We start from the raw sequence: 17,128 nt of genomic DNA on the forward strand, positions 1-17,128 counted from the left end.
ATCCGAAGGAGATCGACGGCGATGTCGTGCCCTACCTCGTCAACATGACCAAGCGTGGCGCCGACCAGATCGGCGGCGCCGACTACACATTCGACTGCACCGGCAGCACCAAGGTGATGCGTCAGGCGCTCGAAGCCTCGCATCGCGGCTGGGGCAAGTCGGTGGTCATCGGCGTTGCCGGCGCCGGCCAGGAGATCTCGACGCGGCCGTTCCAGCTGGTCACCGGCCGCACCTGGATGGGCACCGCCTTCGGCGGCGCGCGCGGCCGCACCGATGTGCCGAAGATCGTCGACTGGTACATGGACGGCAAGATCCAGATCGACCCTATGATCACCCACACGCTCAAGCTCGAGGACATCAACAAGGGTTTCGATCTCATGCATGAGGGCAAATCGATCAGAAGCGTCGTGGTTTACTGAGGAAGATCACAGGCCGCGGTCCAACCGGCGCGCGGCCTCCGTGGTTCACAATGGGAGGAGAAAAGAAACATGAGCGAACTCCCCGCCATTCTCGTCGATGCAGATGCCTGCCCGGTCAAGGCCGAGGTCGAAAAAGTGGCCGACCGGCATGGCGTCCTTGTCACCTACGTCTCCAATGGCGGCCTGCGGCCGTCGCGCGATCCGATGGTCCGCAATGTCGTGGTCTCCAAGGGCGCTGATGCCGCCGACGACTGGATCGTCGACAATGCACGCACCAACGACATTGTGATCACCGCCGACATTCCGCTGGCCGCCCGCGCGGTAGCGCTTGGCGCCCATGTGCTTGGGCCAACCGGACGTCCCTTCACGCCGGAAACGATCGGCATGGCGGTGGCGATGCGCGACCTGAAGCAGCATCTGCGCGAGACCGGCGAAAGCAAGGGCTACAATGCCAGCTTCGCGCCGCAAGACCGGTCGCGGTTTCTGGGCGAACTCGATCGCATCTTGCGGCGTGCCATGAAATCGGCCACACCGGATTAGCGCTATCCAGGGCTGGAACCACCATGGCCGCCGAAGCTCCGATAGACAAACCCATGCAGCGCCACATGCTGTTTGCTGTGTCTGCCTGCTTCGGCGTCTTTGCGCTTCTGGTGGCGTTGCTGCTGCACGCTCCGCTTGCCTATTCGATCGGCGCCAACGCGTTCTTTGCCGCCTATGTCATTCTCGTCGTCGCCCAGATGCCGAAGTTCACCGGCAGGTATCTGAGCAAGAATGCGCGCGCCACCGACCAGCCGGTGCTGGTCATCTTCGCCGTGACGCTTGTCGTCGTCGGCGTTGCCGTTGTCGCATTGTTCCTGCTGATCAATCAGAAGGACAGAAGCCATCCCATCGAGCTCTTCTTCGCGCTGCTGTCGATCCCGCTCGGCTGGTTCACCATCCATGCCATGGCAGCGCTCCATTATGCTCATGTCTACTGGATGGATGGCGATGCGATGGATGCCGAGACCAGGAAGAAAATCCCGGTCGGCGGACTGCTGTTTCCGGGCGACAAACGGCCGGAGGGTTGGGACTTCCTCTATTTCTCGACGGTGATCGGCATGACGGCGCAGACCGCCGACACCAACATCTCGACGACGCATATGCGTCGTGTCGTGCTTGTCCACTCGATCCTGTCGTTTTTCTTCAACACGGTCATCGTCGCCGCTGCCGTCAATCTCGCCGTCAGCCTGGGCGGTCCGTAATAAATCCGTGATCGGATGAAACATCGGTTTGGATCGCGACGTATCAGGAGGACAATGAGCGCGCAGGCCATGCCGCGAGGCCGGGAGACGAAACACGATGGAATCCGTTGCCAGAAGCCAATCCGCCGCCGATCCAGGCGCTTCGGCGTCGAACGACAAAACGCTGATTTACCGGCAGTCGCGCTGGACGCGGCTGACGCATTGGCTGTGGGCGATCTCGCTGTTCTTCATGCTGTTGTCCGGCCTGCAGATCTTCAATGCCCGTCCGCAGCTCTATATCGGCAAGCAATCGGGCTTCGATTACAACAACACCATCTTCGCCATCGGCGCCGAGAACTCCGATGCGGGTCCGCGCGGCTACACGGAGATCTTCGGCAAGCGCTTCGACACCACTGGGGTGCTCGGCTGGTCGGGTCCGGCCGGCCAGGAGACGTCCCGCGCCTTCCCGTCCTGGGCGACCATCCCGTCCTACTATGATCTCGGCACTGCGCGCGTCATCCATTTCTTCTTTGCCTGGATACTCACCACGACGTTGATCGTCTGGTTTGTCGCCAGCACCGTGAACGGCCATTTGCGGCGCGATCTCGCGCCACGCCTCGACGATTTGAAGCGGTTGCCGCAAGACATCGTCGACCACGCCAAGCTCAAATTCCATCACACGCGCGAATACAACACGCTGCAGAAGATGGCCTATGGCGGGGTTCTGTTCGTGCTGCTGCCGCTGATGATCATCACCGGTCTGGCGATGTCGCCAAGCATGAACTCGGTGCTGCCTTTCCTCAACGATCTGCTCGGTGGCCGGCAGACGGCACGCACCATCCATTTCACCGTCATGGTGCTGCTGGTCGCCTTCTTCGTCGTCCATATCCTGATGATCCTGGCCGCCGGCCCGATCAACGAGCTGCGCTCGATCATCACCGGCTGGTACCGCACCGATCCTCCCGCACAGGACGACAATACAGCCGAGAGGAGTGCCTGACATGGCGAAGTTTGAGATCAGCCGCCGCAAATTCCTGACCGCTGCCGGCCTTGGCGCTTCCGGTATCATGCTGTCGGGCTGCGACGCCTTTGACAGCCAGCTAAGCGTCGGCAGCGGCCTGCGCAGTTTCCTCGAAAACGCCAATGGCCTGACATACCGGGCGCAACGCCTGCTCGCCGGACGCGGTGCGCTGGCGCCGGAATTCACCGAGGCCGATATCCGCCAGCCGCAGCGGCCGAACGGCGTCACCGCTCCCGATGACGACGTCTACAAGGGCCTGCTCGCCAACAATTTCGCCGACTGGCGTCTGGAAGTGACGGGTCTTGTCGAAAAGCCGCTGTCGCTCAGCCGCGAGCAGCTCCAGAACATGCCAAGCCGCACCCAGATCACCCGCCATGACTGCGTCGAAGGCTGGAGCTGCATAGCCAAATGGACCGGCACGCCGCTGTCGCTGGTGCTGGACCAGGCGGTGGTCAAACCGCAGGCGCGCTATGTCATGTTCCATTGCCTCGACACGATCGACCGCAGCCTGTCGGGCGACATCAAATATTATGGCACCATCGACCTCATCGATGCCCGTCACCCGCAGACGATCCTCGCCTACGGCCTGAACGGCAAGCCGCTGCCGGTCGAGAACGGCGCGCCGCTGCGGGTTCGCGTCGAGCGCCAGCTCGGCTACAAGATGCCGAAATATCTCTACAAGATCGAACTGGTCGACGGCTTTGCCGATGTCGGCGGTGGCAGGGGCGGCTATTGGGAAGACAATGGCTATGACTGGTACGGCGGGATCTGAGCTGCACACCGCAAATCCGGCGCTGAAGATGCTAGCCTAGCGAGCGGCGAAACAGCTCGCCTTTTCCGGCAATCTGCTCGCTAATACCGCCAAGCCGCAGCATATGCCAGGCAAGTGCATGGTTGCTGGAAGTGACCGGTTTCCCCAACTCCTTCTCGACCTCCTCGATGATGCGGGCAACGCGCATGCTGGTGCAGGAAACGAACACCGCATCACAGTCGCTCGACGCACCGATTTCCAAGATGGCCTGCTTGACCGATGCCGGCGTGATGCGTGCAACGACATTGTCGTCCGCCTCGTTGAAGGAGCCCATGACCGGAATATCCATCCCCCGCGCCATCAGCGATGCCCGCAGCGAATGATTGATTTTCGCCAAGTAAGGGGTGAGCAGCGCGATCCTCGAGACCCCCAGGGCCTTCAGCGCGGCGCGTGCCGCGGTCACCGGATTGGTCACCTGCACACCAGGCAGCACCTCGTGAACGCGCTCGGCAACCTTATCCTCGCCGATGACCAGCGCTCCCGACGTGCAGGCAAAGCCGATCACATCGAACTTGACGTCGGGCAAGAGTTCCACCGTTGCCGGGATTACCGCCGACATTTTCATCAGGTTTTCCGGTGTGATCTCGACATCGCTGTAGAGCCGCGCCTCGTACAGCGCGATGTCGCGCGCGGGCAGCGCATAGCGGAATTCATCCTCGATGGTCTGGTCGGTCCGCAGCACGAGCAGGCCGAGATTGGCGCGCGTGCCGATACCGTCATCGGTCTTGAAGGGAATGTGTTCCTTGTCGAGGACAAGCGTGTCGTCGGCGCGGCTAACCGGGGCGTCCATGGCGCAGTCCCCTTCCTGATGCCAATCAGAATTGTCGACAATAGAAACGGCGATATTGCCGAAACTGTCAAGGGCTCTGTGCAGATCCTGGGAACCGGTAAACGCCTTAATTTTGCGCTTGCGCGGATCGCTTGTCCGTCGCCGACCCATTCACCGTTGACAGGGATCGGCGTCTTCCTATTGAATTGTCGACAATAGGAACACAGCCCTTCGGGACAGCAATGCGCGTATTGATCTTGGGCGGCGGCGTGGTCGGGATCACCACCGCCTATCAGTTGCAAAAGGACGGCCACGCGGTCACTGTTCTCGAGCAGGCACCGCAGGTGGCCGAGGGCGCGAGCTGGGCAAATGCAGGCATGATCGCGCCCGGTCACTCCTTCGTCTGGTCATCACCAGCCGCGCCAAAAATCCTGCTGAAGTCGCTGTTCCTGAAAGACCAGGCGCTTCGCTTCAAACTTTCCGCCGACCCGCATCTCTACAGCTGGTCGCTGCGCTTCCTCAGGGAATGCACGGCCGCCAAAGCGCGTCGCAACACCCTCCTCAAACATCGGCTTGCGGTCCATTCCCAATCGGTCCTGCAGGCGGTCGTCAGGGAAGAATCGATCCAATACGACAGGACCTCGGCCGGCATCCTTTACTTCCACCGCAGCCGTCAGGCGCTCGACAAGGGCGTCGCCAACATGCGCCTGCTGGAGGCCGACGGCCAGGAGATCCGCATTGTCGACGCACAGGAAATCATTGACCGCGAGCCAGCGCTGGCTTCGTCGCGCGGCAGCATTGCCGGCGGCATAATGTGTCCAACCGATGAAACCGGCGACGCCGCCAAGTTCACGCGCGCGCTGGCGGCCATCGTCGAAACGAGGGGCGGCAAGATCCTGACAAGCACGAGGATCGTCGGGATCGAACGCAGGAATGACGCGATCATCCGGGTCGTCACCGACAAGGGAGAATTTCTGGCCGACACCTACGTTCTGTGTCTCGGCGCCGAAAGCCCGATCCTCGCCCGCAAGATCGGCCTTGGTTTGCCGATCTATCCGGTCAAAGGATATTCCCTGACCATTCCCATCGTCGACCCGGCGCTGGCTCCAAAACTCCCCGTCATCGATGAGCACAATCTCGTTGCCATCACGCCGATGGGCGATCGCATCCGCGTCACCGCCACCGCGGAATTCGCGGGCTATGATCGCAGCCACAAGCCTTCGGATTTCGCCTTCATGAAGCGCGTCACGCAGGACCTGTTCCCGCGCGGTATCGCCTATGATCGCGCCGAAATGCGGGCCTGCCTGAGACCCATGACGCCCGACAATCTGCCGATCCTCGGCCTGCGCAACATCAAGAACCTCTGGCTGAACACCGGCCACGGCCATATTGGATGGACGATGGCGCATGGATCGGCCCGCATCGTCGCCGACCTGATCGCCGGCCGGGCTGCGCCGATCGCCCTCGACGGTATCCTTCCCACACAGGCGCGGTTCGCCGAACCAAGCGCCGCAAAGGCTTGACCGACGCCATGCTCCGACCCGCCAGGCACAGCAACCAGGACGACAATGCGGCGTTGGCATCCAAGCCGATCAAGACCGGCCCGCGCGTCTATGAAGAGATCCGTCGCATGGCGATGGACTATCGCTTCAAGCCGAACGAGCGCATCAACGAAGTGGCGCTTGCCGCGAGGCTGAATGTCAGCCGCAGCCCGATCCGGGAGGCCCTCCAGCGGCTGGTCACGGAGGAACTCATCACCTTTCAGACCAATCGCGGCTTCTTTTGCCGCGGCTTCGATGTCGACGAGGTCGTCAATCTTTCCGACGTGCGGGCGGTTCTCGAGGAGCGCTCCGTCAGGCTGGCGATCCAGCGCGCGACCAATGAAGAGCTCGCCGCGCTCGTCGACTGGTGGACGCTCACCATGGCGCGCGCCGACTCGTTTTCCAGCGCCGAGCTGACCGCCAGGGACGAGGAGTTTCACATCCGCATCGCCAGGCTGTCAGGCAATCCCGAACTGGCGCGCATGCTCGAAGGCATCAACACGCGCATCCATTTCGTTCGCAAGATCGAAGTGGAGAAGCACCGGCGACTGTCGACGACCTACACCGAACACAGCGAAATCGCCCGAGCCATGGTAGCCCGCGATGCCGACACGGCCGCAAGGCTCATGCATGACCACATCGACATCAGTGTCGCCGATGCCATGTCGACCGTCCGGGAAGGCCTGGCCCGGATATACGTCGACGTCGATCAGATCTGACCAGCATCCCGGATCCGATTAAGCAATCCCTGGCCGGTCAGGCAACCTTGTCGAGCAGCGGCCTGAGCGCCGGGTGAATTTCCGGCGAGGCGTGCTTGATCAGGGTCAGCAGCGCGCGTTCGTTCTCGTAAAGAGGCCTGTCGACGCCGATATGTTCGATCAGCCAGCCGGCTTCGCCGGCATCGATCGTCTCGGCACGGCGGGCCAGGGCCTCGGCCGCCCTTTTCTTGGCTTCCCATTCGGCTTCGATGTCGCCAGGAGATCGGTAGGCCTCCATGATGCCGGCAAGCCCGCCGGAGATCATGCGGCTGAAGAAGCCGCCGATTTCCGGATCGGCATGTTCGAGGAAGGCGTCATGGCGCAGCGCCACGTCGCGCGTCGGTGCTTCGTAGCCGGCCGAACACATGACGAAATTGGCGACCGCCTTGACGAACAGCTCGTTCCAGGACGGATCGTTTTGTCCTTGAGCAGTCCGCTCGTTGATCTTGAGCAGCACCTCGGCCTCGGCGCGCGTGATGGCGATGTTGCCGTCGCCGCCATGGGCATGGAGGATCCGGCGCAAAAGCTCGACCTCCGCCTGCGCGACGAGTCCCGGAGCCAGCGCGCCGCCGAGCATCAGCGGCCCCTTGCCGTCAATGACGGCATGCGCCACCTGCTCCAGCGCGTACACACAAAGCTGGGCCGGCGACGATTTCGCCTGTTCCAGCACATGCACCAGCAATTCGAGTTCGGTCCGGCTGTCGACCATGCCGTCGCGCGAGATCGTGCGGATCAGCCAGTCGGCATTGTCCTGCGAGATATAGCCCGACGGCTTTTCCTGGTGGACGATATAGTCGGTGACCGCCTCAATGAAGAAGGGCGGCCATTCCTGGCATTTGTCCTTCGCCGTGGCATCGAGCGCGAACAGCGCCTCGGCCTCGCCACGCGTCACGACGCCGTCGCCGAACACTTCATGGCGCAACATCGCCACGTCCTCCGCGGCGATGCGGCTTTTCGAGGTCAGCCCGGCCACCGGCGCGCTCATGATCAATTCGCCCATTTGTCGTCCCCGTCCGCCGTCGCCAAGCGCCGGCCCGATAGCGTCATACAAGCCAACATATCAGCAGTGTCTTGAAAAACCGGCAAACGGCGTGGTTAGTGAAGACTTGTCGCCAACGCATGTCGCCTGACAGCGTGCCGCGGTTTGAAGAACGACATGCACGCGCTTTAGATGTTGCTGACAGGTGACAAGCCGTCGCGCGCAAGCTATGGATGGCGCGTCGAGGACTCAGGGTCTTGAGTCCTACCTGTTTGCGGGAGAGAACAGCGAGAGCTGTCGCCGAAGGGGAAATCGCCCGAAATCTCTCAGGCAAAAGAACCGTAGACGGGAAAGACACTCTGGAAAGTCGGGGCTTGCCCCCGCGCCGAAGGTGTAAGCGCCGCTGACAGAGTTCCGGCTGCGCGAGTCTCTCAGGCTTCAGACAGAGGGGCACGGACTGGTCGCCATTCGCGACCGATTGCGTGCGACTCTGGAGACGACATGACGGGCGACGACACAAAACACCTTCCCCTTGAAGATATCCATATGGCCGCCGGTGCGCGCTTCGGCGCCTTTGCCGGCTGGTCGATGCCGCTGACCTATCCGGCCGGCGTCATGAAGGAACACCTTCACACCCGCGAGCAGGCCGGCCTGTTCGACATCTCGCATATGAAGCTGTTCGAGGTCAGCGGACCGGAAGCGGCGGCACTGCTCAACCGTGCCTGCCCACTGGATGCCGGCGCGCTCGAAATCTCGCAATCCAAACTGTCCTTTTTCCTCAACGAAGCAGGCGGCATCCTCGACGACCTGATCGTCACCAGGCTTGGCGATGCCAGGTTCATGGTGGTCGCCAATGCCGGCAACGCCGTAGCCGACGAAAAGCATTTGCGTGCACTTGCCGCGGATTTCGACGCCAGGATCGAGCCGCTCGACCGCGTCTTCCTGGCCATCCAGGGTCCTGAAGCCTGGGCCGCCCTTTCCCGCGCCGGCATCGAGACCGGCTCGCTGCTGTTCATGCATGGGGTCGAACCGCGCAAGAACTGGTTCATGAGCCGGTCGGGCTATACCGGCGAGGACGGGTTCGAGATCGGCTTGCCGGAGGCCGATGCACGCGACCTCGTCGCGAAGCTGCTCGGAGACGAGCGCGTGCTGTGGATCGGCCTGGCTGCGCGCGACAGCCTGCGCCTGGAGGCCGGTCTCTGCCTGCATGGCCAGGACATCACACCGGAAACCGACCCGGCCAGCGCCGCCTTGATGTGGGCAATCCCAAAGGACATCCGCGCTTCCGGCACTTTCATCGGCGCCGATGCGCTCCGCGCCGCGGTGGAACGAGGACCCGCGCAAAAGCGCGTCGGTTTGAAGCCGGAAGGCCGCCAGCCGGTGCGTGGCGGTGCCGCGCTCTTCGACGCCGACGGCAATCCGGCCGGCCATGTCACGTCGGGCGGCTTCGGCCCCTCGGCCGGCCATCCGGTCGCCATGGGCTATGTCTCGACACCTCTGGCAAAGCCCGGAATACGGGTTTTCGCCGATGTGCGCGGCACGAAAATCCCAGTCGATATCAGCTCCCTGCCCTTCACACCGCATCGCTACCGAAAAGGATGATCTCAATGGCAACGACCTATTTCACATCAGATCACGAGTGGCTCCGCGTCGAGGGCGGCATCGCCACGGTCGGCATCACTGATTACGCGCAGGAGCAGCTCGGCGACCTCGTCTTCGTCGAACTGCCGGAGACGGGAAAGAAATTGACCAAGGGCGACACCGCCGTCGTGGTCGAATCCGTCAAGGCGGCATCCGATGTCTATGCACCAGTCGACGGCGAGATCACCGAGGCCAACGGCACGCTGTCGTCGGATCCGTCACTGGTCAATTCGGCCGCAACAGGGGCCGGCTGGCTGTGGAAGATGAAGCTTGCCAACGAAAGCCAGCTCGCCGGTCTCATGGATGAGGCCGCCTACAAAGCCCATATCGGTTGATATCAGGACTTATTGAGATGACCGCAGCACCCTACCCCTTCTCGGCCCGCCATATCGGTCCCGGCCTCAACGATACCAGAGCCATGCTGGCCGCCATCGGCGTGCCCTCGATCGAGACGCTGATCAGCCAGTCCGTCCCGAAGTCGATCCGGCTCGATCGGCCGCTTGCCCTGCCGGCACCAGCGAGCGAGGCGGAAGCGCTGGCTGAGCTTTCGGCTGTCATGGCCGGGAATACGGTGCTGAAGAGCTTCATCGGCGCCGGTTATCACGGCGTCCATGTGCCGCCGGTTATCCAGCGCAATCTGTTCGAGAACCCGGCCTGGTATACGGCCTACACGCCCTATCAGGCCGAGATCAGCCAGGGCCGGCTGGAAATGCTGTTCAACTTCCAGACCCTGGTCACCGAACTGACCGGCCTGCCGGTGGCATCGGCGTCGCTGCTGGATGAAGCAACCGCCGTGGCCGAGGCGGTCGGCATTGCACTGCGCCATCACCGCGACAAGCGCACCAAAGTAGCACTTGCCGGCACGCCGCACCCGCAGACGCTGGACGTGGTGCGCACCCGCGCCGAGCCGCTCGGCATCGAGATCGATGGCGAGACGATCGACGACAACACCGCCGCCCTGCTTGTCTCCTGGCCGGATACTTTTGGTGTCTATGGCGACCACAAGGCAGCGATCGACAAGGCACACGCGACCGGCGCCCTCGTCGTCTTCATCGCCGACCCGCTCGGCCTGACGCTGACCGACGCGCCGGCCAAGCTTGGCGCCGACATCGCCGTCGGCCCGATGCAGCGCTTTGGCGTGCCGATGGGCTTTGGCGGCCCGCACGCGGCCTATTGCGCCGTCTCCGACAGGCTGACGCGGCTGATGCCTGGCCGCCTGGTCGGCCAGTCCACCGACAGCAAGGGCCGGCCCGGATACCGGCTTGCCTTGCAGACGCGTGAGCAGCATATCCGCCGCGACAAGGCGACCTCCAACATCTGCACCGCGCAGGCGCTGCTCGCCAATATGGCGACCGCCTATGCCATCTGGCACGGCCCCGCCGGGCTGCAGGCGATTGCCGGGCGCATCCACACGCTGGCCAATCGTCTTGCCGCCGGGCTCAAAGCAGCAAACATCTCCGTGCCCGGGTCAAGCCGCTTCGACACGGTGACGGCCGAGGTGAAGGGCAAGGCAGCTTCGATCGCCGCCGCCGCTGAAAAGGGCGGTAGATTGCTGCGTGCCGTCGATGCCGACCACATCGGCATCGCCTTCGACGAAACCTCCACCGAGGCCGATCTCGACGCAATCGCGGCCCTGTTCGGCGCCAAGGCTGGTGCCTCCGCCGACAGCACGGTGCCCGGCAAGCCGCGCGGCAAGGAGTTCCTGACCCAGCCTGTTTTCCACGAAAACAAGTCGGAAACCGAGATGATGCGCTTCCTGCGCCGGCTGGCCGACAAGGACCTGGCGCTCGACCGCGCCATGATCCCGCTGGGATCCTGCACCATGAAGCTCAACGCCGCCGCCGAGATGATGCCGGTGAGCTGGCCGAGCATTGCCAATCTGCACCCTTTCGCCCCGGCCGCGCACTCGGCAGGCTACCGCGCCATGATCGGGGAGCTGGAGAGCTGGCTGTCGGAGATCACCGGCTTCGACGCCGTCACGTTGCAGCCCAATGCCGGCAGCCAGGGCGAATATGCCGGACTGCTCGCCATCCGCGGCTATCACCGCTCTCGCGGCGACAACCACCGCACCGTCTGCCTGATCCCCTCCTCGGCGCATGGCACCAATCCCGCGAGCGCGGCGATGGCCGGCATGAACGTCGTCGTCGTGCGCTGCACCGAAGACGGCAACATCGACATGGACGACATGAAGGCCAAGGCGACTGAGCATGCGCAAAATCTCGCAGCGCTGATGTTCACCTATCCCTCGACGCATGGCGTGTTCGAGGAAGGCGCACGCGATCTCTGCGCGCTGATCCATGAGCATGGCGGCCAGGTCTATTTCGACGGTGCCAACCTCAACGCGCTGGTCGGGCTTGCCCGTCCCGGCGACATCGGCGCCGATGTCTGCCATATGAACCTGCACAAGACCTTCTGCATTCCGCATGGCGGCGGCGGACCCGGCATCGGGCCGATCGGCGTCAAGGCGCATTTGAAGCCGTATTTGCCCGGCCATGTCACCGAAGGCTCGGCGCACGCCGTCTCCGCCGCCCCCTTCGGCAGCGCCTCGATCCTGCCGATCACCTGGATGTATATCCGCATGATGGGCGCCTCGGGCCTGAAGCAGGCGACCGAAACGGCGATCCTGTCCGCCAATTACATCGCAACGCGGCTCGGTGCGCATTTCCCGGTGCTCTACAAGGGCAGGCAGGGACGCGTCGCGCATGAATGCATCCTCGACACCCGTGTGCTCAAGGAGAGTGCAGGCATCAGTGTCGACGATGTCGCCAAGCGGCTGATCGATTATGGTTTTCACGCGCCGACCATGTCCTTCCCGGTCGCCGGCACGCTGATGGTGGAGCCGACCGAGTCCGAGCCTAAGCGGGAAATCGACCGCTTCTGCGAGGCCATGATCGCGATATCGGCAGAGGCAGCAAAAGTCGCCAGGGGCGAATGGCCTTTGGCCGACAATCCGCTGGTCAACGCGCCGCACACCGCCGCCGAGGCGCTGGCCGGCCAGTGGAACCATCCCTACTCGCGCCTGGAAGCGGCCTATCCGGCCGGCGACGCCGACACGGCAGCCAAGTACTGGCCTCCGGTGTCACGCATCGACAATGTCGCCGGCGACCGCAACCTGGTCTGCTCGTGCCCGCCGCTGTCCGACTATCTGGGGGCCGCGGAGTAATTTACGCTGAGCGCAAGGCCGGCTTGATCGGCTCGGCCTTGCCCATCCTCTTGCGGCTGATGACGCAATTTCGTCCGGCGCGTTTGGCGGCATAGAGCGCCGCGTCTGCCTCGGTGAGCACGTTGTCGAGGCTGCTGCCGCTTGCCTCGCCAAAGCCGATGCCGCCGCTGACCGTGCTGCGCAATTTGCCAAGCTGGGTGGGGACGATTTCGGCGCCGAAAGCCACGCCGATCTTGCTGGCGAGATCGTAGGCTTTTTCATCCGTCATCCGCGACATGACGATTGCGAACTCCTCGCCGCCCAGGCGAAAGGCGTCGACGCCGGTCCTGGCATATCGCTTGATGACGGCGGCAAAGCGGCACAGGACCTGATCCCCTACCGGGTGACCATAGACATCGTTCGTCCGCTTGAAGTGGTCGAGGTCGAACATGACGATGGACATGAACGGACCGAAACTCCGTTCGCCGTAGAGCGACGTCAATGCCCGGCGGTTCAGCAACCCTGTCAGCGGGTCGGTCATGGTCTCGGCCTTGAGCTCGATCTGCGCCTGCAGATGATGGAGGGAGAGCGTCAATGCTCCGAGCCCGGTCATGCAGGCCACCGCCACGACGGAATTCAATCGTTCGGCCCAATTGTCGGGCGCAACCGCGAGCGTCCATTGCCCCTTGGTCAGCAGAACCACGCCGCAAAGCGCAAACGACATCGCGCAGGTGCCGCTCAGAAACGAAACCACCAGCAGGATGCGGCGATCGTGACTGCCGTTGATCCAGAACATGGCGCCGATCGCCGACAGCAGCGCCGTCACCGTGGTGTAGGTGATGATGAAACCAACGCCGTCAAAGCCCATAAAGGTCACGATGGCACAAATGGCCATGGCAGCAAGCGCCGGTGCAACGGCGCGCCTGTAGCCGGGCACGCCGAGATATTGCATGGCCGACAAGCAGAGGATCAGGAACCCCAGGCTGAGCAGCGCAAGCACGATCTGGCAAAGCAGCGGATCGGGATCCTTGGTGTACCGCCAGAACAGGATCACATGCGCGACGAGCACCAGAATTCCGCACGCCACCGTCAGCACGAAACCTGCCTTGGGTGCGGTGAACCAGATCGCAAACATGGTGACGCTGAGGCATATGCCCGACAGCGCGGCTGCGAGCAGGAGCGAACTGAAGTCCAGCATATCGGGCAAGGGCCTCTCGAGCGTCCGCGGTTGCGCTGCATTCTAGGTCAGCGGCTGCCCCAAATACGGATTTTCAGGCGATCCATCGATGCAACCTGCAGATAGGGTTTACAAAGCGTCGATGGCACGTGTCCCGAAACCGGACCATTGGACGCGAGATCAACCCTTGTTCAGGAGAGCGAGATTGGCGTTGACGACGGTGGGATCGGCCATGCCGGCCTTCGCTTCGAGCAGCAGCGCCTTGGCCTTCTTGCGATTGCCGCGCAACAGTTGCGAATAACCCATATTGTTGACGATCTGCGGCCTGCGACCGGCGACTTTCAGAAGCTGGCCGTAGGCACGGTCGGCGAAGTCGAAGCGGCCGAGTTCATCATAGGAAGCCGCGAGCCCCATCCAGGCCTCCGCATTGTCGGCCTTCAACTCGACGGCCTTGCGGAAGTGCTTTTCGGCGAGGCCGTAATTAGCGTCGCGAAACTGCGCCTTGCCTTGCGCCAGATCGGAGGTTTCGGTGTCTTTAGCCGCCGGTTGGATGGCGGTGGTCTTGGTGGTGTCGACGCCACTCGTCGAACAGCCAGACATCATCAAGACGGCCGCCATCATGGCCATTGCCGGGAAATTATTGTGACGCATGCCCCTGCCTCATCGCCCGATTTGCCGGGTCGTTCTTCAGGAAACACAATATATCAGCGGCGATTAAACTTCGGTGCCGAAACGCCGCCAAAATTCGGCTTCGGGCACACCAGCCATTAACCACCAGGCCGCGGTGCTTCAGTCGCAGCCAGCGGCGTCCTCACGGCTCCAGGGCTTTGAGCCCCGCAGGAGCCGTATACCGGCTGCCGTCATAGCGCAGCCGGTAGGTTTGGCTCACGGACTTGCCGGGATGGGACTGGCACTCGCCATCCTTGTCGGGCAACGGATTGTCGGTATCCATTCGCTCGACCACCGTTATGTCGTGGTAGCCATGATGTTTGGCCGGGCTCATCGCCAGGCTAACCCGACTGGTATGGAAGGATCCGGCGCAATTGGTATCACCCTCGCCGCCATTGCCGGCCACGACCAGGCCATCGAGCACCATCCTCAGGGAATCGCCATCGACGGCATAGAGCCGCAGGTCGGTTTCACTGAACGGATTAGGCAGCGAATTGTTTGCCATTTCGATGCGCAGGCCAAAGGCAGTAACATTGGGCGCCAGCGCATAGCGGCCGGTATCAAGCTCCACCTGGCGGATGGCGATGGCATCATCATTCATCAGCCCGGGCTGGAGCAGGCGCTGGCGCACCTGCCGGCTCTTCCTGTCGACAATCAAAAGCTCGATATCGCCGGCATGCGCGTAGTCGCTGGGTTGGGACCCGTCCATCAGCGGCACTGCGACCAACAGCAGGTCGTCATGGGCGGGCCAGATCTTGCAAACCAGCCCTGGCGGATCGCCATACGCGAATGTCAGGGCAATGCTGGTGTGGGGTTCGAGCGTGAACGAGGTGCCGTCGGCGCTCTTTCGAGCTTTGGGATAGGCCTGCTGCACCAAGGCGGCGGCATCGCCGCAATCGTCGGCCACGGCCCAGGCGGGCGACAGGCTGGCCGCGGCAAGGCCAAGGAAGAGGGTGCGCAGCAGCATGGACTTTCTCACCTGCAAAGCCGGGTTCGGTCAGAACAATGGTTTGTCAGCCCCTTGCTAGGGCTTTTGTGGAGCGCTCGCTAGTGCGCCGTCATTTTGACGATGACTGGAATGGCCGCGATCATCAGCACCACCGGCAGGATGCACACAACCACGGGCACCGACATCTTGGCAGGCAGAGCGTGCGCCTTTTCCTCGGCCAACGACATACGCTTATGGCGCATGTCGTCGGAGAAGACGCGCAGCGCCCCCGACAGGCTGGTGCCGAGTTCCTTGGACTGCTGCAGCAGCGTGGCGAAGGAACGCACCTCGTCCAGGCTGAGGCGATCGGCGAGCGCCTTCAGCGCATCGTCGAGGCTGCGCCCGGCCCTCAGTTCCAGCGACACCAGCTGCAGGTTCTGGCTGAGCGCGGGATAAGTCTTGGCGAGTTCCTTGGAGACGCGCTCTATGCCTGCCTCCATGCTCATGCCGGCATCCGAGCAGACAATCATCAGGTCCATGAAATCGGGAAACCCGTTGCGGTACTCACGCCTGCGTTCCCGCACTTTCTGGCTCAGCACCAGGCCGGGCAGGAAATAACCGGCCGCACCCGACAGGATGACGAATGTCCAGCGGCTGGCCATCGTTGCGTCCGGACTGGCCATCCAGCGGTTGAGCACAAACACACCGATTGCCGTGCCGATCATCGCGGTGAACCGGATCAGGAAGAACGTACCGACAGCGCGCGGCTCCATGTAGCCCGCCTGGATAAGCTTCATGCGCAGCCGGGCGACATTTTCCGGATCGCTCCTGGCGTAGAATTCCTGCGCCCGCTTCACCGCCTTCTCGCGCACGATGCCGGTATTCTTCTTTTGCACCGGCTCCGGTTTGGCGGCCACGGGACCGTTGTCGACCCTGAGCCGGCGCATGACCTCGTTGCGATCGCCCTTCGCCATGACAACAGGCCAGGCAACAGCGGCAGCACCCACCGCCAGCAGCAGTATGGCCACCGGCATCAATGAGGTCGGCGCAAGCGAGGCGAGGAATTCGATGAAGCCCTGCATGTCAGAACTTGAAATTCGACATCTTGAACATCATCAGATTGCCCAGCATCAGCCAGGTGATCGACGCGCCAAGCAGATACCAGGTCTTCGGCTCGCCCCAGACGTCGCTGTAGAAGCCCGGCATCAGTGCCATGATGGCGGCAAACAGCAACGCCGGCACGGCCGTCAGAATGTAGGCCGACATCCGGCCTTCTGTCGCAATGGCGCGCACCTTGCGGCGCAGCTTGCCACGCTCGCGAATCGTCGTCGCCAGGCCGTCGAGGATCTCGCGCAGATTGCCGCCCGAACTGGTCTGGATCGAGACGGCGGTGACGAACAACGGCAGATCCTCCTGGCCGACCCGGTCGAACAGCGAGTTCAACGCCGAAACCAGATCGGATCCGTAGGTCACTTCGTCGGCGATGACGCCGAACTCGCTGCCGATCGGGTCGGGCATCTCGCGCGCCACCATGGCGATCGCCACCGGCACCGGGTGGCCGGCCTTCAGGCCACGCGTGATCAGTTCCAGCGCCTCCGGCAACTGCATGCCGAACCGCTTCAGCCGGCGCTTGCGCTTGAAACGCAGCGTCAGCACCGGCAATAGCGGCATGAGCACCACGAACAGGACGAACCCCATCAGCGGCGGCAAGCCGTACCAGATGGCGACCAGGGCCATCGCCATCGCCACGCCGCAGGTGATCATCAGGAATTTCGACAGCGGCATGATCATGCCCGACTGGGTTCGCAGCGCGCGAAACCGGTCCGCCGAAAACAGCGGCGTGCCCGCGTCAAGGCCGCGCTCCTTGCGCAGTTGGACGAGCACCTGCTCCTGGCTGATCTTGTTTTCCTGCAGCCTCATGCGCCGGTTGATGGCGGTGCGCTTGTCGCTGCGGCCGGCATAAAGCAGGTAACAGGCCTCGGCGATCAGGATGCCGGTCAGCGCGGCCGCGGCATAGACGACATAGATCGCGCTCATTCCATCGAACACTTGG

Annotated in this window: 17 protein-coding genes and 1 riboswitch; of the genes, 10 read left to right on the top strand and 7 right to left on the bottom strand. The window is 62.9% G+C overall.

What is annotated here, in order from left to right; genetic code table 11:
* The 5 genes from M729_RS0119385 to M729_RS0119405 all read left to right on the top strand — a co-directional run.
* Positions 1-419: zinc-binding dehydrogenase (locus tag M729_RS0119385; protein ID WP_027162557.1), on the top strand; the 419-nt coding region annotated here is incomplete at its 5' end.
* A gap of 69 nt (positions 420-488) precedes the next feature.
* A complete protein-coding gene (locus M729_RS0119390) occupies positions 489-959 on the top strand; it encodes a YaiI/YqxD family protein (RefSeq protein WP_024505334.1) in 471 nt (156 codons plus the stop codon).
* A 23-nt stretch (positions 960-982) separates the two neighbouring features.
* Positions 983-1,660 (top strand): DUF1345 domain-containing protein, encoded by a 678-nt coding sequence (locus tag M729_RS0119395; RefSeq protein WP_013531945.1) that lies wholly within the window; start codon positions 983-985, stop codon positions 1,658-1,660.
* Positions 1,661-1,757: 97 nt separating this feature from the next.
* On the top strand, positions 1,758-2,639 hold the full coding sequence (locus tag M729_RS0119400) for a cytochrome b/b6 domain-containing protein (protein ID WP_024505335.1): 882 nt from the start codon (positions 1,758-1,760) through the stop codon (positions 2,637-2,639).
* A 1-nt stretch (position 2,640) separates the two neighbouring features.
* Positions 2,641-3,432 carry a molybdopterin-binding protein gene (locus M729_RS0119405; protein WP_013531947.1) on the top strand — a complete coding sequence of 264 codons (792 nt, stop codon included), beginning with the start codon at positions 2,641-2,643 and terminating at the stop codon, positions 3,430-3,432.
* Positions 3,433-3,463: 31 nt separating this feature from the next.
* On the opposite strand, the gene M729_RS0119410 is transcribed toward M729_RS0119405, so the two are convergent.
* A complete protein-coding gene (locus M729_RS0119410) occupies positions 3,464-4,261 on the bottom strand; it encodes an aspartate/glutamate racemase family protein (protein WP_027162559.1) in 798 nt (265 codons plus the stop codon).
* 221 nt (positions 4,262-4,482) lie between these two features.
* Here M729_RS0119410 and M729_RS0119415 point away from each other — a divergent pair, with 221 nt between their 5' ends.
* Together M729_RS0119415 and M729_RS0119420 are read left to right on the top strand one after the other, a co-directional pair.
* Positions 4,483-5,763 carry a D-amino acid dehydrogenase gene (locus M729_RS0119415; RefSeq protein WP_027162560.1) on the top strand — a complete coding sequence of 427 codons (1,281 nt, stop codon included), beginning with the start codon at positions 4,483-4,485 and terminating at the stop codon, positions 5,761-5,763.
* 8 nt (positions 5,764-5,771) lie between these two features.
* Complete coding sequence (locus tag M729_RS0119420) at positions 5,772-6,500, top strand: GntR family transcriptional regulator (RefSeq protein ID WP_027162561.1); 729 nt, start codon at positions 5,772-5,774, stop codon at positions 6,498-6,500.
* Between the two features lie 37 nt (positions 6,501-6,537).
* On the opposite strand, the gene M729_RS0119425 is transcribed toward M729_RS0119420, so the two are convergent.
* Positions 6,538-7,539 carry a hypothetical protein gene (locus M729_RS0119425; RefSeq protein WP_027162562.1) on the bottom strand — a complete coding sequence of 334 codons (1,002 nt, stop codon included), beginning with the start codon at positions 7,537-7,539 and terminating at the stop codon, positions 6,538-6,540.
* A 244-nt stretch (positions 7,540-7,783) separates the two neighbouring features.
* A riboswitch (glycine riboswitch) is annotated at positions 7,784-7,870 on the top strand.
* A 149-nt stretch (positions 7,871-8,019) separates the two neighbouring features.
* Here M729_RS0119425 and gcvT point away from each other — a divergent pair.
* From gcvT to gcvP, 3 genes are read left to right on the top strand one after another with little or no spacing between them, the layout of a single operon-like run.
* Complete coding sequence (gcvT, locus tag M729_RS0119430) at positions 8,020-9,120, top strand: glycine cleavage system aminomethyltransferase GcvT (protein WP_027162563.1); 1,101 nt, start codon at positions 8,020-8,022, stop codon at positions 9,118-9,120.
* 5 nt (positions 9,121-9,125) lie between these two features.
* Positions 9,126-9,494 (top strand): glycine cleavage system protein GcvH, encoded by a 369-nt coding sequence (gene gcvH / locus M729_RS0119435; RefSeq protein WP_027162564.1) that lies wholly within the window; start codon positions 9,126-9,128, stop codon positions 9,492-9,494.
* 17 nt (positions 9,495-9,511) lie between these two features.
* Positions 9,512-12,322 carry an aminomethyl-transferring glycine dehydrogenase gene (gene gcvP, locus M729_RS0119440; RefSeq protein ID WP_027162565.1) on the top strand — a complete coding sequence of 937 codons (2,811 nt, stop codon included), beginning with the start codon at positions 9,512-9,514 and terminating at the stop codon, positions 12,320-12,322.
* Between the two features lies 1 nt (position 12,323).
* Here gcvP and M729_RS0119445 read toward each other — a convergent pair whose 3' ends face one another.
* The 5 genes from M729_RS0119445 to M729_RS0119465 all read right to left on the bottom strand — a co-directional run bounded on the left by M729_RS0119445 (position 12,324) and on the right by M729_RS0119465 (position 17,124).
* Positions 12,324-13,499 (bottom strand): GGDEF domain-containing protein, encoded by a 1,176-nt coding sequence (locus M729_RS0119445; protein ID WP_027162566.1) that lies wholly within the window; start codon positions 13,497-13,499, stop codon positions 12,324-12,326.
* Between the two features lie 159 nt (positions 13,500-13,658).
* Complete coding sequence (locus M729_RS0119450; protein WP_027162567.1) at positions 13,659-14,129, bottom strand: hypothetical protein; 471 nt, start codon at positions 14,127-14,129, stop codon at positions 13,659-13,661.
* Positions 14,130-14,289: 160 nt separating this feature from the next.
* Positions 14,290-15,114, bottom strand: coding sequence for a hypothetical protein (locus M729_RS0119455; protein ID WP_027162568.1), 825 nt, complete (start codon positions 15,112-15,114; stop codon positions 14,290-14,292).
* A gap of 80 nt (positions 15,115-15,194) precedes the next feature.
* The gene (locus tag M729_RS0119460) at positions 15,195-16,157 is read right to left on the bottom strand and encodes a type II secretion system F family protein (protein WP_013531958.1); all 963 of its coding nucleotides are present in this window, start codon (positions 16,155-16,157) and stop codon (positions 15,195-15,197) included.
* A gap of 1 nt (position 16,158) precedes the next feature.
* Positions 16,159-17,124, bottom strand: coding sequence for a type II secretion system F family protein (locus tag M729_RS0119465; protein ID WP_027162569.1), 966 nt, complete (start codon positions 17,122-17,124; stop codon positions 16,159-16,161).
* Positions 17,125-17,128: the final 4 nt, after the last annotated feature.

The sequence above is a fragment of the Mesorhizobium sp. WSM1293 genome (assembly GCF_000513875.1).
GTDB classification, from domain to species: Bacteria; Pseudomonadota; Alphaproteobacteria; order Rhizobiales; family Rhizobiaceae; genus Mesorhizobium; species Mesorhizobium ciceri.

What these genes read in the sequence shown, in the direction of transcription:
- M729_RS0119390 (WP_024505334.1), top strand. Translation starts at nt 489, where the DNA reads ATGAGCGAACTCCCCGCCATTCTCGTCGATGCAGATGCCTGCCCGGTC.
- M729_RS0119395 (WP_013531945.1), top strand. Translation starts at nt 983, where the DNA reads ATGGCCGCCGAAGCTCCGATAGACAAACCCATGCAGCGCCACATGCTG.
- M729_RS0119400 (WP_024505335.1), top strand. Translation starts at nt 1,758, where the DNA reads ATGGAATCCGTTGCCAGAAGCCAATCCGCCGCCGATCCAGGCGCTTCG.
- M729_RS0119405 (WP_013531947.1), top strand. Translation starts at nt 2,641, where the DNA reads ATGGCGAAGTTTGAGATCAGCCGCCGCAAATTCCTGACCGCTGCCGGC.
- M729_RS0119410 (WP_027162559.1), bottom strand. Translation starts at nt 4,261, where the DNA reads ATGGACGCCCCGGTTAGCCGCGCCGACGACACGCTTGTCCTCGACAAG.
- M729_RS0119415 (WP_027162560.1), top strand. Translation starts at nt 4,483, where the DNA reads ATGCGCGTATTGATCTTGGGCGGCGGCGTGGTCGGGATCACCACCGCC.
- M729_RS0119420 (WP_027162561.1), top strand. Translation starts at nt 5,772, where the DNA reads ATGCTCCGACCCGCCAGGCACAGCAACCAGGACGACAATGCGGCGTTG.
- M729_RS0119425 (WP_027162562.1), bottom strand. Translation starts at nt 7,539, where the DNA reads ATGGGCGAATTGATCATGAGCGCGCCGGTGGCCGGGCTGACCTCGAAA.
- gcvT (WP_027162563.1), top strand. Translation starts at nt 8,020, where the DNA reads ATGACGGGCGACGACACAAAACACCTTCCCCTTGAAGATATCCATATG.
- gcvH (WP_027162564.1), top strand. Translation starts at nt 9,126, where the DNA reads ATGGCAACGACCTATTTCACATCAGATCACGAGTGGCTCCGCGTCGAG.
- gcvP (WP_027162565.1), top strand. Translation starts at nt 9,512, where the DNA reads ATGACCGCAGCACCCTACCCCTTCTCGGCCCGCCATATCGGTCCCGGC.
- M729_RS0119445 (WP_027162566.1), bottom strand. Translation starts at nt 13,499, where the DNA reads ATGCTGGACTTCAGTTCGCTCCTGCTCGCAGCCGCGCTGTCGGGCATA.
- M729_RS0119450 (WP_027162567.1), bottom strand. Translation starts at nt 14,129, where the DNA reads ATGCGTCACAATAATTTCCCGGCAATGGCCATGATGGCGGCCGTCTTG.
- M729_RS0119455 (WP_027162568.1), bottom strand. Translation starts at nt 15,114, where the DNA reads ATGCTGCTGCGCACCCTCTTCCTTGGCCTTGCCGCGGCCAGCCTGTCG.
- M729_RS0119460 (WP_013531958.1), bottom strand. Translation starts at nt 16,157, where the DNA reads ATGCAGGGCTTCATCGAATTCCTCGCCTCGCTTGCGCCGACCTCATTG.